13 protein-coding genes and 1 pseudogene are annotated in these 12,704 nt (G+C 74.4%); 3 read left to right on the top strand and 11 right to left on the bottom strand.

Annotated features, from left to right (window positions below):
• Nucleotides 1–25: 25 nt before the first annotated feature.
• The 3 genes from ACL02O_RS14000 to ACL02O_RS13990 all read right to left on the bottom strand — a co-directional run bounded on the left by ACL02O_RS14000 (nt 26) and on the right by ACL02O_RS13990 (nt 3,284).
• Nucleotides 26–721, bottom strand: a complete 696-nt coding sequence (locus tag ACL02O_RS14000; RefSeq protein ID WP_412818482.1) for a cupredoxin domain-containing protein — start codon at nt 719–721, stop codon at nt 26–28.
• 137 nt (nt 722–858) lie between these two features.
• Entirely contained in the window at nt 859–2,910 is a 2,052-nt protein-coding gene (locus tag ACL02O_RS13995) for an amylo-alpha-1,6-glucosidase (protein ID WP_412818481.1), read from the bottom strand.
• Complete coding sequence (locus ACL02O_RS13990; RefSeq protein WP_412818480.1) at nt 2,907–3,284, bottom strand: SCP2 sterol-binding domain-containing protein; 378 nt, start codon at nt 3,282–3,284, stop codon at nt 2,907–2,909. Before ACL02O_RS13990 ends, ACL02O_RS13995 begins: the two co-directional genes overlap by 4 nt.
• 196 nt (nt 3,285–3,480) lie before the next feature.
• Between ACL02O_RS13990 and ACL02O_RS13985 the strand changes: the two genes are divergently transcribed.
• The gene (locus tag ACL02O_RS13985) at nt 3,481–4,365 is read left to right on the top strand and encodes an ABC transporter substrate-binding protein (RefSeq protein ID WP_412818479.1); all 885 of its coding nucleotides are present in this window, start codon (nt 3,481–3,483) and stop codon (nt 4,363–4,365) included.
• Between the two features lie 60 nt (nt 4,366–4,425).
• On the opposite strand, the gene ACL02O_RS13980 is transcribed toward ACL02O_RS13985, so the two are convergent.
• The 6 genes from ACL02O_RS13980 to ACL02O_RS13955 form a co-directional block, all read right to left on the bottom strand.
• Nucleotides 4,426–4,812 carry a hypothetical protein gene (locus tag ACL02O_RS13980; protein ID WP_412818478.1) on the bottom strand — a complete coding sequence of 129 codons (387 nt, stop codon included), beginning with the start codon at nt 4,810–4,812 and terminating at the stop codon, nt 4,426–4,428.
• 170 nt (nt 4,813–4,982) lie between these two features.
• Entirely contained in the window at nt 4,983–5,918 is a 936-nt protein-coding gene (tatC, locus tag ACL02O_RS13975) for a twin-arginine translocase subunit TatC (RefSeq protein ID WP_412818477.1), read from the bottom strand.
• Between the two features lie 18 nt (nt 5,919–5,936).
• Nucleotides 5,937–6,218: a Sec-independent protein translocase subunit TatA gene (gene tatA, locus ACL02O_RS13970; RefSeq protein WP_412818476.1), complete on the bottom strand. Its 282-nt coding sequence runs from the start codon at nt 6,216–6,218 to the stop codon at nt 5,937–5,939.
• 215 nt (nt 6,219–6,433) lie between these two features.
• Entirely contained in the window at nt 6,434–6,682 is a 249-nt protein-coding gene (locus tag ACL02O_RS13965; RefSeq protein ID WP_412818475.1) for a hypothetical protein, read from the bottom strand.
• A 10-nt stretch (nt 6,683–6,692) separates the two neighbouring features.
• On the bottom strand, nt 6,693–7,700 hold the full coding sequence (locus ACL02O_RS13960; RefSeq protein ID WP_412818474.1) for a helix-turn-helix transcriptional regulator: 1,008 nt from the start codon (nt 7,698–7,700) through the stop codon (nt 6,693–6,695).
• Entirely contained in the window at nt 7,697–8,695 is a 999-nt protein-coding gene (locus ACL02O_RS13955; protein ID WP_412818473.1) for a helix-turn-helix transcriptional regulator, read from the bottom strand. The genes ACL02O_RS13960 and ACL02O_RS13955 overlap by 4 nt, the downstream gene beginning before the upstream one ends.
• A gap of 180 nt (nt 8,696–8,875) precedes the next feature.
• Here ACL02O_RS13955 and ACL02O_RS13950 point away from each other — a divergent pair, with 180 nt between their 5' ends.
• Together ACL02O_RS13950 and ACL02O_RS13945 are read left to right on the top strand one after the other, a co-directional pair.
• On the top strand, nt 8,876–9,877 hold the full coding sequence (locus tag ACL02O_RS13950) for a cation diffusion facilitator family transporter (RefSeq protein WP_412818472.1): 1,002 nt from the start codon (nt 8,876–8,878) through the stop codon (nt 9,875–9,877).
• A 60-nt stretch (nt 9,878–9,937) separates the two neighbouring features.
• Entirely contained in the window at nt 9,938–11,023 is a 1,086-nt protein-coding gene (locus tag ACL02O_RS13945; RefSeq protein WP_412818471.1) for a DUF3866 family protein, read from the top strand.
• A gap of 323 nt (nt 11,024–11,346) precedes the next feature.
• Here the strand turns inward: ACL02O_RS13945 and ACL02O_RS13940 are convergent.
• Nucleotides 11,347–12,308: pseudogene (locus tag ACL02O_RS13940) on the bottom strand (winged helix DNA-binding domain-containing protein).
• A 122-nt stretch (nt 12,309–12,430) separates the two neighbouring features.
• Nucleotides 12,431–12,649, bottom strand: a complete 219-nt coding sequence (locus ACL02O_RS13935) for a hypothetical protein (RefSeq protein WP_412818470.1) — start codon at nt 12,647–12,649, stop codon at nt 12,431–12,433.
• Nucleotides 12,650–12,704 lie beyond the last annotated feature (55 nt).

Below are 12,704 nucleotides of genomic sequence, written 5' to 3'. Positions count from 1 at the left end.
CGGGGACGGCCCGGCCGGCGGCGGATCAGCCGACCGTGAGCGGCTTGCTCACCGTCGCGACGCCCGCGCCTTCGATCTTCAGTGTCCAGGCACCCGCGTTGGCCAGCGGCACGATCGTCTCGGCCTCCCCGTTCGGGTCGGCGGAGATCTCGGCGGCCACCTTTCCGGCCGGGTCGACGACCTCGAGCGAGCGGGCGGCGGTGGTCTTGTTCTCCAACTTGAACTCGATCTTCTCGCCCGTCCTTGCGGTCAGCCCGTCGGCGCCCTCGACACCGGACGCGGTCACCTCGACCTCGATCTCGCGGTCGTAGGCCGACTCCGCCTCGGCTCTCGCCCCGGCGCTACCGCCGGAGACGGTGATCCGGGTGCGGATCCCGGCCCCGCTCTGGCCCGGCTTGCAGGCGACCTCGTAGGTCCCGCCGACGAGCGTGGCCGTCAGGTTGCGGCTGAGCCCCGGGGCGACGTTCTCTACCTCGGCGACCACCTTGGTGAAGTCGTCGCCCTGCTGGCCGTAGACGTACACCTCGGTGGTCTGCTTGCCCTTGTTGGTGACCGCGAAGGTGACCTCGCCGGCGGCGAAGCTCGTGGTGGCGACCTCGCAGGTGGTGTCCGTGGCGGTCACCGCCACCCCACCGCCCTTCGGGGCGGCGTCTTCACCACAGGCGGCGAGGGCGGCGGTGGCGCAGATCGCGGCCACGACGGTGACGGTGCGGAACTTCATCGACTCTCCGAAACGCTCGGCCGGGCACGACGCCACGGCGAAGTTAGGTGAGTCTAACCTTCCTTGCCGAACCTTCCCGCACCAGGGCCGACCGGCCCGCACCGACGGGTCGCACGGTCGGGCCGACACCCGTACGGTCAGCCGCCGACGTGGCTCAGCCCGCTGCTGATCACATCGATCCGTCCCCACCTCCCCGGCACGTCCAGCAGCTCCAACCGGCCGAAGCGGGCCGGCACCCGGGGCGTCATGAGCAGGTGCTCCCCGGCCGGCTCCAGGCCGAGCACGGCCCGCAGCAGCAGGAGCGGCGCCCCCGTCGCCATCGCCTGCGGACTGTTCGCGGTCGGATACCGCACCGGGTAGTGGGTCAGTTCGCGCGGGTAACCGGCGAACGCCTCCGGCAGCCGGCCCTCGAAGTAGGCGGCCACGTCGATGATCGCCTCGGCGATCCGGCCGGCCTCCTCGACGAACCCGTACCGGCGCAGACCCCAGGCGATCAGTGCGTTGTCGAACGGCCACACCGCGCCGAGGTGGTAGCCGAGCGGGTTGTACCGGGTCTGCCCCTCGGCGAAGGTGCGCACGCCCCAGCCCGAGAAGAGCCGGGGGGTCATCAGCTGCTGCGCCACCCGGGCCGCTCGCGCCTCCGGGAGGATGCCGCTCCACAGCAGGTGGCCTATGTTGGAGGCGAGCCCATCGACCTGCCGGCCGTCGCCGTCCAGCGCGATCGCGTAGTAGCCCCGGTCGGTGATCCAGAAGTCGCGGTCGAAGCGCTCCCGCAGCGCGGCGGCCTCCCGTTCCAGCCGATCGGCGTACGCCGGGTCGCCCCAGAACTCGCGGGCCAGCCGCGCCCCGCGCAACTTCGCGTCGTACGCGTACCCCTGCAACTCGCAGGTCGCCGGCGGCGGCGCGGGCAGCCGACCGTCGGCGTAACAGATCGCCTCCGGCGTGTCCTTCCAGCCCTGGTTCTGCAGCCCGGTCCGCTCGTTGCGCCGCCGGTACCGCAGGTAGCCGTCGCCGAGGAGATCGCCGTACTCGTCGATCCAGCGCAGCGCCGCGCGGGCCTCGTCCTCGAGTTCCCGGACCAGGTCCGCGTCGCCGGTCCACCGCTCGTACTCGTCGAGCAGGATCACGTAGAGCGGGGTGGCGTCGGCGCTGCCGTAGTACGGCGACTCGGGGCGCTCCTCGAAGGCGATGAGCTCGCTGTAGCGGAACTCGCTCAGGATCTTGCCGGGCTCCTCGTCCCGGAAGTCGTCGAGCACCGACCCCTGGTCGATGCCGAGCATCCGCAGGGTCGCGGCGGCCAGCTGCGGCGCGAACGGCAGCGCCTCGAAGCTGGTGAGGATGCTGTCGCGGCCGGTGATGGTGGCCGACCAGGGCAGACCGGCGGCGGGCATCACCTGGTCCGGCAGGGTCAGCGGCGAGTAGCGCAGCGCCGCCAGGTCCACCAGGCTGCGCCGGTAGGTGGTGGTGAGCACGTCCCAGTCACAGCTCAGGGTCGGCGAGTGGTCCAGCCACGTCGCGAGGTCCTGCCGCCGGTCGGCGGCGTCGCGCCGGGGCCGCCGCTCCAGTTGCTCCCGCACGTCCCGGCCGTCGGGGCGCAGCACCAACCCCTGCACCCGCACGATCGTCGTCCAGGCCGCCTTCGGGGCCACCCGGACGGTGTACGTCAGACCGTGCTCGTCCACCTGCGCCGGCTCGCTGCTGCAGACGACCGTCTCGCGCCGGAACCGGTCGCGCCGGTAGCCGAGTCGCAGCGCCCGGTCCTCGACCCGCCGGTAGAACCGGCCCGGCGGAACGCGCTCCTGACTCAGCGCCAGGATCGGGGCGAAGTCGCTGGCCACGTCCAGCCGTACGGTGAACTCCACCGACTGGTGGTCGTGGTTGAGCACGGTGAGCCGCTCCTCGAACGCGCCGGCGGTGATCGCCCGCTCCCGGATCACCGAGGACTTGGCGTCCACGTAGTGCGTCGGCGCGCCGGGAACCAGGAAGAAGCGCAGAGTGACGTGGTCCCGTTCGGCGATGGAGAGCGGGTTCAGCCGCTCTCCGTTCAGGCTCAGCCGCCACCGCGACAGGAAGCGGGTGTCGAAGTCGAAGAAGCCGCACGGGTTGGCGACGGTCGCCTCGATGTCGCCGTTGTCCTCGCTGAGCACGAAGATGTTGCCGTCCAGCACCCGGGCCAGGCTCGGCTTCATCCGGGCTCCCCTTCCCGCGCGTTCAAAGCGCGCGGATGACGCGCCCCCGGGGGCGGCGCGAAGAGCCGCTCCAGCAGCACCACGAAGCGGAACCGTCCCTCCGCGGTGAGGTCGTTGCGCAGCCACGCGGTGAGCGGCTTGGCCTCGCCCCGGGCCATCCGGACGAAGAACTCCCGGTCGGTGCGGATCACCGTGTCGGCCTCCCGCTCCGTACGGCTCACCGCCACCCGGCCGTCGGCGACGGCCAGGTGCCAGACGTCCACCCCGCCCGCCCCGTCCAGCTCGATCCGGATCCGCCCGGCGGTACGGCGCAGCAGCCGTTCCGGAGCCGCGCGGGCGAGCTGTGCGAAGAACGCCTCGATCGGATCGGACACCGCACGCCTCCGGGGAGAGGGCCGTCGCACCGCAGCCTCCCGCGCCGGCTGACGACCGTGGGCTGCGACGACGGGCGTGTACCGAGCTGGATCCGGCGCCGCCCCAGACTATCGCCGGGTGCGGGTGGGGACGCTCGGATCGACGGAACTGCGGGGGCGGCGCGGTGGGTCCGGCGGCGGCCGGCAGGATGGCGGGATGCGCCTGGTGTCCCTGCTCCCCGCCGCCACCGAGATCGTCTACGCCCTCGGCCTCGGGGACGACCTGGTCGGGGTCACCTTCGAGTGCGAGGTGCCGCCCGCGCAGCGGGCCGGGCTCACCGTCGTGGTGGGCGGCCGGGACACCCGGGACATGAGCCCCGGCGAGATCGACGCGTACGTCAAGGGCCGGCTCGGCGCCGGGGCGGACCTGTACACCCTGCACGCCGGGGCGCTGGCCGGTCTGGACCCCGACCTGATCCTGACCCAGGACCTGTGCCGGGTCTGCGCGCTGCCCTCGGGACGGGTCTCGGACGCGGTGGACCACCTGGGCTGCCGGGCCGAGGTGCTGTCACTCGACCCGTACACCCTGGACGACGTGCTGGGCACGATCCGGGCCGTGGGCGTGGCGGCCCGCGTACCGGATCGGGCGGAGGCTCTGGTGGACGGCCTGCGGGCGCGGCTCGCGGCGGTCGCCGCAGCGGTGGCCGGCCGCCCCCGGCGGCGGGTCGCGGTGGTCGAGTGGATCGACCCGCCGTTCGGCGCCGGGCACTGGATCCCGGACCTGGTCCGGATCGCCGGCGGCGAGCCGGTGGCCACCCATCCCGGGGCCCGCTCCACGCCGACCACCTGGGACGCGCTGCGGGCGGCCCGGCCGGAGGTGGTGCTGGTCACCCCGTGCGGCTTCCACCTGGACGGGGCCGCCGCGCAGGCCGCCGAGGTGGCTCGGCGCCTTCCCGGCACGGAGGTCTGGGCGGTCGACGCCGACGGGCTGATCGTGCGGGCCGGCCCGCGCCTGGTCGACGGCGCCGAGGCGTTCGCGGCGATCCTGCACCCGGACGCGGTGCCGGCCCCGACCGAGGGCCGGATCCGCCGGGTGGCCTGAGCCCCGGCGGTCTGTCGCGGGGAACCCGCGCCCGGCCCGCCGGCGGCCCCGGACGGGCCGTCAGGCAGCCGGGCGGCCGTCGCGGGCGAGCGGAGCCAGCCGGCGCCAGCGCGGCAGCTCGGTGACCACCGCGGCCAGGGCCAGCACGGTCACCGGCACCGCGACCAGCCGGGGCCAGGCCGCCCAGGCCGACACCACCGCGGCGACCAGTTGCAGCAGCACCAGCCCGATGGTCACCAGCCCGGGGACCGGCACGAGCACCTGCTTCTTGTCACCGGGGGTGGCGAACACGGTGGGCAGACCGATCAGCACCAGCACCGACGCGACGGCGAGTACCACGGAGTGCGGGGCGAGCGCCCACGGGGTGGCGACCCAGGCGACCAGCTCGGTCAGGAACCGCAGCGCCGAGGCGAGGTCGGGGCGGCCCGGCTGGCGGTTGTCGATCACGGCCGCCAGTATGCCGCCTTCCCGGTCGGCTCGGGAGGAACTGGTCCGGCGCGGCGCTCGGCGCGGCGCGCACCCCGCGCCGCTGGGCCGCCTGCTCGCCATGCCGGCCCCGGGAACGCGGAACGCCGCCCCCGTGGCAGGGGACGGCGTTCCGGTCGACGGGGCGACCGTCAGGTCATGTCGTCGTAGCGGCGCTCGATCGGCTGCGGCGCCCCGATCGGGGCGGCCGCCTCGACCCGCCCGGCGGCCTCGACCGGCTCGGCGGACAGGTCCAGCGGCGACACCTCGTCGTCGGCGAGATCGGCGTAGATCTCCCGGCCCCGGCCGCGCCGCTTGTCGTTGAGCAGCGACACCCCGACCGCGACGAAGTAGAGCAGGGAGAGCGCGGTGGCCAGCAGCGTCATGCCGAACGGGCCCGGGTCCGGGGTGGCGATCGCGGCGAACGCGAACGAAATGAAGATCACCACACGCCACCAGCTGAGCAGGCGCCGCCCGCTGGCCACCCCGGTGAAGTTGAGCATGAGCAGGATCAACGGGAACTCGAACGCCACCCCGAACAACAGGATCATGTTCGTGACGAAGCCGATGTACGCGGTGACCTCGAACTGGTTGGACAGCCCGCCCACCCCGGACTCCATCAGGAACCCGAGGCCCTTGTCGACCACGAAGTAGGCCAGCACCCCGCCGGCCGCGAACAGCGGCGCGGCGATCGCCACGAAGACGTAAGCCCACTTGCGCTCGTGCCGGTGCAGGCCGGGAGCGATGAACGCCCAGAGCTGATAGAGCCAGACCGGCCCGCCGATGATCAGGCCGAGCCAGAGCGCCAGCTTCAGCTTCAACACGAAACCGCTCGTCGGCGCCAGGGCCAGCAGGTCCTGGCACTGCCCCAGGGCGTTCTTCGTGTCGGGCAGCCGGCAGTACGGCTGCTTGAGCAGCAGGAACGCCGGATCGGCGAGCCAGAAGCCGGCGATCAGGCCGCCGACGATCGCCAGGGACGCGCGGAACAGCCGGGTACGCAGCTCACGGATGTGCTCCATGAGCGTCATCGAGCCGTCGGCGGCCCGCTCGAAACTGCTCGGGCCGCGCTTCTTCACCCCGAAGGCCACGATGATGGGCCTTCCGGATCAGTTCTCGCGGACGCGCTGCACCGGGTCGACCGGCGGGGCGACCGGCTGCTGCGGCTGCGGGGCGTACTGCTGCTGCGGCGGGAGCGGCTGGTAGCCGGTCTGCGCGTCGGCCTTCTCGGCCAGGTCGCGGTCATCGTCTTGCAGGCTCTTGGTCTCGGCCTTGATGATCCGCAGCGAGCGGCCCAGCGAGCGGGCCGCGTCGGGGAGCCGCTTCGCGCCGAAGAGCAGGATCAGCACGACCACGAGTACGGCGATGTGCCACGGCTTGAGGGCACCCATGGGAAGCTCCAGTCGCTCAGATGTGGTGGGGGTGTCGCCGCCCATCGTACGTGGGTCGAAGAGGCTTGCCACCCCCGCCGGACCCCTCGGTGCGGGCCTGGCCGGTGAAGTCTCGACCAACCCGGAGTGTCCCGTCAACCACCCACGGCGGCACGATCGTGCGCGAAGGTGCCGCCGAACGCGCAGCTACCGCGCAGCGAACCGACCGCTGTCGATCACTTTCCGCGCTTCGCCTTGATCAACGCCATCCGTTCCTGCGCGACGGTCACCCGTTCCTGGAGACCTTCAGCCCGCTGCTGGAGCGTCTCGGCCGCGGAGCGCAACGCCTCCGCCTCGGTCTGGCGCCGCTGCAGCGCCAGCGCCGCCCGGCGCAGCCGGGGCAGCCGCGCCAGCACCGGCCGGACCGCCAGGGCCAGCACGACCAACGCGAACAGCACGACCCCGAGCACGATCCACTTCACCACGGCGGTCAGCCTACTGGGTGACGCCGGCCACCGCCGGATCGGCGCGGTCCACCGGCGAGGCGTACGCGTCGAGCGCGGCGACCGCCTGGGCGCGGACCTGCTCGGCCAGCTCGGCCGGGGCCAGCACCGTGACGTCCGACCCGAGCCCGAGCACGAACCGGCGGGCCCAGCCCAGATCGGTGACCCGCAGCGACACCAGCCACTGCTCGCCGTCCGCCTCGACCCGCTCGCACGGGTAGTACTCGGTGACCCACCGCTCGCCCCGGCCGATCCGCAGGGTGATCAGCGGCAGGTCGGTCGAGGGGCGGAACACGCCGTCGCTGAGGTCGTGCGGGCGGGCCTGCGGCGGCACCACTGCCGCCTCCTCCAGCTCGGTGACCGCGTCGATCCGGTCGGCCCGGAACAGCCGCACCGCCTCGGCCCGGCGGCACCACGCCTCCACGTACGCCCGGCCGCCGACCATCAGCATCCGCAGCGGGTCGATGGTCCGCTCGGTGGTCTCGTCCCGGGCGGCGGTGTAGTAGGTGATCCGCAGCGCCCGGCCGCGCTCCACCGCCGCGCGCAGCTCCCGTACCCGGGCGGTGTCGCCGGGCAGCCGCACCTCCACCGGGGCGCCGGCCAGGTCACCGGCCGCGCCCTCGATCTTGGCGAGGGCCCGCTCGACGGCCTCCCGGTTGGCCACCCCGGGCGTCTCGGCGAGCATCCGCAGCGCCACCACCAGGGCGAGCGCCTCGTCCGGGGTGAGCCGCAGCGGGCGGTCGATCCCGGCGTCGTAGGTGATGGTCACCCGGTCGCCGTCGAACGCCATGTCGATCAGGTCGCCCGGCCCGTAGCCGGGCAGCCCGCACACCCAGAGCAGCTCCAGGTCCTCCCGGAGCTGCTTCTCGGTCACCCCCAGGTCGTGCGCCGCCTCGGCGATCTCGATGCCGGGGCGGGCGAGCAGGTAGGGCACCAGGTTGAGCAGCCGGGCCAGCCGGTCCGCCGAGGCGCGGCCGGCACGGGCCGCCGGGCGGGTCACCGGGCACCCCCGGCAGCCGCCAGCTCGTCGTGCCGGGCCGCGATCTCCTTCAACCGCTGGATCACGGCCTCGCGTACCTCCGGTGGGTCCAGCACGCGCACGTCCGGGCCGTACCCGGTCAGCTGGCCGGCCAGGAAGTCCGCGTCGGCGTACGGCAGCACCAGGCGGTCGCCGTCGGGACCGGAGGTGCACTGCACCGCCCAGCGGCGCAGCCCGGCGGCCCGGCCCGGGACGACCAGCACGGTGGCCCGCCCGGTCCGCTCCACCGGCCCGGACCAGCGGGCCACATGGCTGATCAGGTCCACCCCGGCGGGCGGCTCGTACGCCCCGGGCCGGCCGGTCGCCCGGACCGCGCCCACCACCCGGGAGAGCCGGAAGCAGCGGGTGGCCGACCGGTCCAGGTCGTGCCCGACCACGTACCACCGGCCGCGCCAGCAGACCACGCCCCAGGGCTGCAGCCGCCGGCGGGTCGGCGCGTCCCGGTCCGGCACCCGGTAGTCGAAGTTGACCTCGCGACGGTCCCGGGCGGCGGCGGTCAGCGGGGCGAACGCCGGATCGACCGTGACCATCGGCTCCAGACCCAGGGTGGCCTGCGGGTCCACGTCGATGCCGGCGGCGCGCAGTTTGGCCAGGCCGGACGAGGCGGCGGCGGCGAGGCCCGCGTGCTGCCACAGCCGGGCGGCGATGCCCACCGCGGCGGCCTCGTCCGGTTCGAGCGGGATGTCGGGCAGGGCGTACTCCCGGGGCGCGATCCGGTAGCCGGGCTCGGCGTCGAAGACGCTGGCCGTCCCGGTCTCCAGGGGCACCCCGAGCTCACGCAGCTCGGCCTTGTCCCGTTCGAACTTGCGCTGGAACGCCTCGTGGTCCTTGGCGTCGTCCGGATCGTGCTCGTAGCCGGGCACGGTCGCGGCGATCTGCGCGGCGGTCAGGAACCGTCGCGTGGAGAGCAGACAGATCACCAGGTTGACCAGGCGTTCGGTACGGGTCCGCGACACGCCTGAACGCTAGCAGCCCGCGCGGCGTGGGCGTGCACCCGCGCGGGCGCGGCGCGCGGAAGACGCGAGCGGATGACGGCTCCGGCCCGGTTGAGCCGTCCGACGCGATCCGCGCCACATCGTCGGCGGCCGGTTCCGCTCGTCGGGCGGACCGCCGACGGCGGCCCTAGGGTGAGGCGCATGTCGGAAGCGGAAGTCAAGACCGAGAGCGTCGGCACGGTCGTGGTGGCCGGCGCGGCGAACCTCGCCATCGCGGTCGCCAAGCTGATCGCCGGGCTGATCTCCGGGTCGGCGGCGATGCTCTCCGAGGCCGCTCACTCGCTCGCCGACACCACCACCGAGGTGCTGCTCTACCTGGCCCTGCGGCGTGGAGCACGGCCCGCCGACCGCCGGCACCCGTTCGGGTACGGCAAGGAGAGCTACGTCTGGGCGTTCCTGGCCGCGTTGTTCACCTTCGTGGCCGGCGCGGGCTTCGCCATCACCCACGGCGTGACCACGATCCTCGTCCACGAGCACACCGGGAACTACCTGACCTCGTACATCGTGCTGGCGGTCTCCTTCGTCATCGAGGCGATCTCCCTGGCCCGGGCGGTCCGACAGGTGCGCAGGGAGTCCCGCCGCTGGCGCACCACCCCGGACCGCTTCCTGCGGCACACCGCCGACACCACCGTCAAGGCCGTCTTCCTGGAGGACAGCGCCGCCCTCACCGGCCTGCTCCTGGCCGCCGCCGGCGTCGGGCTGTCCCAGCTCACCGGCGACGAGCTGTACGACGGCATCGCCTCCATCCTCATCGGCGTGCTGCTGCTGGTGGTCGCCGCCATCCTGGCCAAGAGCAACATCTCGCTGCTGGTCGGCCGGGCCGTGCCCGAGCGGATCCACCGAGAGATCGAGCGGGAGCTGACCGAGCTGCCCACCGTCGACCGGATCGACACGCTGATGACCATGCAGCTCGGCCCGGAGGACATCCTGGTGGCCGCCAAGGTCGACTTCCACGACGACGCCACCGGCGCCGACATCGAGTCCGCCGCCGACGAGGCCGAACGCCGGCTCACCGAACGCTACCCGGAGATCGCGTACGTCTTCCTCGACCCGACCCGGTCGATGCCCGGCACGGACGGCCAGCGGGCCCGGCGCACCCAGGACGAGGACGGGCGCCCGGTCGGCAGCGCCGGCCCGTCCTGACCGGCGCGCCCGGCGACCCGGCCGCGAACCGCCCCCGCCCCGGCCGATAGCGTGCCGGACATGGTGCGATGGCGGTCCGGGACGGTGGCGGCGGTACGACGGCGCTGGACCGGCGCGACCGAACTCGACGTCGACCTGCCCGACGGCGGCCGGATGCGCGCCCTGGCCTACCCGGCGCTGGTCGGCGACCCGGAGCCCGGTGACCGGGTGCTGCTCAACGCCGGCGCCCTGCTGATGGGCCTGGGCACCGGCGGGTACGCCCTGGTGGTCGCCCTGCCCGACCGGCTGCCCGTCGACCCGCCGCAGGCCGTCGACACCCGGGCCGCCGGCCACCTGGTCAAGGCCCGCTACACCCCGCTGCAACCGATCCTGCTCGGCGTCGACGAGGCGGCCTCCCCGCATCACGACCTGCTGGCCGCCGCGGAGAGCCTGGACGGGATGCCGGTGGTCACCGCCGACCTGCACTCCGCCCTCCCGGCGATCCTGGCGGGCGTACGCGCCGACGCCCCGCAGGCCCGGGTGGCGTACCTGCTCACCGACGGCGGGGCGCTGCCGGCCTGGTTCTCCCGCACCCTCGCCGGGCTCGCCGGCCACCTCGTCGGCACCGTCACCGTCGGCCAGGCCTTCGGCGGCGACCTGGAGGCGAGCACCCTGCACAGCGGCCTGCTCGCCGCCCGGCACGTGCTGCACGCCGACCTCGCGATCGTCGCCCAGGGCCCTGGCAACCTCGGCACCGGCACCCGCTGGGGGTTCTCCGGGGTGGCGGTCGGCGAGGCGGTCAACGCCGTCGCCACGCTGGGCGGCCGGGCCGTCGGCTCGCTGCGCATCTCCGACGCCGACCCCCGTCCCCGGCACCGCGGCGTCTCCCACCACAGCCTCACCGCGTACGGCCGGGTGGCCCTGGCCGCCGCGGAGCTGGTGGTGCCGGACGGCCTCGATTCGGTGCTCGCCGCCCAGGTGGCGGCGGCCCTGGCCCCCCTAGCCGAGCGGCACCGGATCGTCACCGTGCCCACCGACGGCCTCGACGCGGCGCTGCGCGCCAGCCCGGTGGGGTTGTCCACGATGGGACGAGGGCTCGACGCCGACCACGCCTATTTCCTGGCGGCGGCCGCCGCCGGCCGGCACGCCGCGGCCCTCGCGCCCTGACCGGCTCGTCCCGCGCGGCGCGGTACGCGACGAGATGCGCTGCCGGTACCCCCGGATCAGGCGTACCGCCACCCGGGCGCCGACGCTGCCCGGCGACCCGTCGGCGACGAACAGCCCGGCCAGCGCGCGGAGCACCACCTCGGGCAGCGCCAGCCAGGCCGTGGCGTCACCCGGTCCGCCGGTGCAGGAGGAGTAGCAGCTGGCGCACCGCGTGTCGGCGAAGAGGTAGCAGCAAGCACCGCACGGCGGCTCGGCTGACGGCACGTCCCACCCCCTGTCCACGACAGACGATCATGCACCCGGGCCCGCGTCAAGATCTGCCGTCAGTCGACCCGCACCACCCGCTCCCGCAGGTCGGGGCAGGCGAAGGCGAGCAGCCGGTCGGCCTCCGCGACGAGGGCCGCCCGGTCCGCCGCGCCGAGCCGGCGCAACGGCTCCACCCGCAGCGTCGCCGTCGCCTCGTGCCGCTCGACCGTCCAGGTGCCGGCCACGAACCCGTCCACCAGCGCGGTGGCGGCCACCGCCGGGGTGATCACCCGACGACGCTCCCCGTCGCCGAGCACCCGGGTCCGGTCGGCGTACGCCAGCAGGAGGTTGTCGTACTCCGGGAGCAGGCGCGGCGGCAGCGGCGTGTCCGGGTCGGGTCGCTCCGCGTCGGGCAGGTCGAACAGCTCGCGCCCGTGCTCGTCCCGGAATACCCGCAGCTCACCCCGGAGCGGCTCGATCACCTCGGCCAACCGGGTCAGCCCGGACCAGGCCTGCACGTCCCGTACGCTCGCCGGACCGAACGCGGCCAGGTAGCGGCGCACCAGCAGGTCCGTTCGGCCGGGGCCGGCGGGCCGGCCAGCCACTCCCCGGCCAGCGCACACGGACCGTCCACCCGGCCACCCCAGGTGCCGGCCGGCGGCAGGTGAACCAGCGGCAGCAGGTACTGCACCGAGTGCAGCAGGGCGGCCCGGTCCCGGTCCGGCCAGCGCCGCGCCAGCAGCTCCCGCAGCCGGGTCCGGCTCAGCGGCTCCCCCGCCAGCAGCGCGGCGGCGTACGCCGCGAGTTCGGCCGGGTCGACGCCCGCGGTGGCCCGGCCCATGAACTGCCGCTGCAGCCGCACCATCAGCGGTTGCAGCAGCGGACGCAGCCACCGGTAGTCGTCCGCCGCGGTCATGTGCAGGGTGCCGCGCACAGTGGTCGCCCGCACCACCTGCCGTGCCGACAGCAACCTGGTCAGGTCGTCGCGCCGGAACCCGGCCACCCGCGACCACAGCCCCAGGTACGGCGCGACCGGCACCTGACCCTGCAGGCCGACCAGCCGGCGAACCACGTCCAGGGCCGGCCGGTCCGTCCGGTCGACCAGGAACTGCCGGGCGAGGGTGGCCCGGTTGAGCGCCCGGCGGGACAGCACCGGCCTGGTCAGCCGAAGTAGATGATCAGCCCGAGCCAGGCGACCACGATGAGGATCAGCGCGGCCGCCAGCACCCACGTCGGCACCGTGTACTCGCCGCGGCGGTTCCGCTCGACCTCGGCGCGGATCTTCTCCCGGCGCCGGTCGATCCAGTTGAGCTTCTCGGTGCCGGGGTCGCGGCCCGCACGGGCCTCGCGGTCGCGGTCGGAGGGTTCGGAAGTGTTCATCGCGACGCCAGCGTACCGGGGGGCGGCCGGCCGGCGTCGCCCGCCGGCCGGCGCG

The organism is Micromonospora mangrovicola, assembly GCF_047200535.1.
Lineage (GTDB): Bacteria > Actinomycetota > Actinomycetes > Mycobacteriales > Micromonosporaceae > Micromonospora.
The sequence above is the reverse complement of the archived record's forward strand: the minus strand, read 5'-3'. Positions and strand labels throughout refer to the sequence as shown.

What these genes read in the sequence shown, in the direction of transcription:
- ACL02O_RS13985 (WP_412818479.1), top strand. Translation starts at nt 3,481, where the DNA reads ATGCGCCTGGTGTCCCTGCTCCCCGCCGCCACCGAGATCGTCTACGCC.
- tatA (WP_412818476.1), bottom strand. Translation starts at nt 6,218, where the DNA reads ATGGGTGCCCTCAAGCCGTGGCACATCGCCGTACTCGTGGTCGTGCTG.
- ACL02O_RS14000 (WP_412818482.1), bottom strand. Translation starts at nt 721, where the DNA reads ATGAAGTTCCGCACCGTCACCGTCGTGGCCGCGATCTGCGCCACCGCC.
- ACL02O_RS13995 (WP_412818481.1), bottom strand. Translation starts at nt 2,910, where the DNA reads ATGAAGCCGAGCCTGGCCCGGGTGCTGGACGGCAACATCTTCGTGCTC.
- ACL02O_RS13950 (WP_412818472.1), top strand. Translation starts at nt 8,876, where the DNA reads ATGTCGGAAGCGGAAGTCAAGACCGAGAGCGTCGGCACGGTCGTGGTG.
- ACL02O_RS13945 (WP_412818471.1), top strand. Translation starts at nt 9,938, where the DNA reads ATGGTGCGATGGCGGTCCGGGACGGTGGCGGCGGTACGACGGCGCTGG.
- ACL02O_RS13935 (WP_412818470.1), bottom strand. Translation starts at nt 12,649, where the DNA reads ATGAACACTTCCGAACCCTCCGACCGCGACCGCGAGGCCCGTGCGGGC.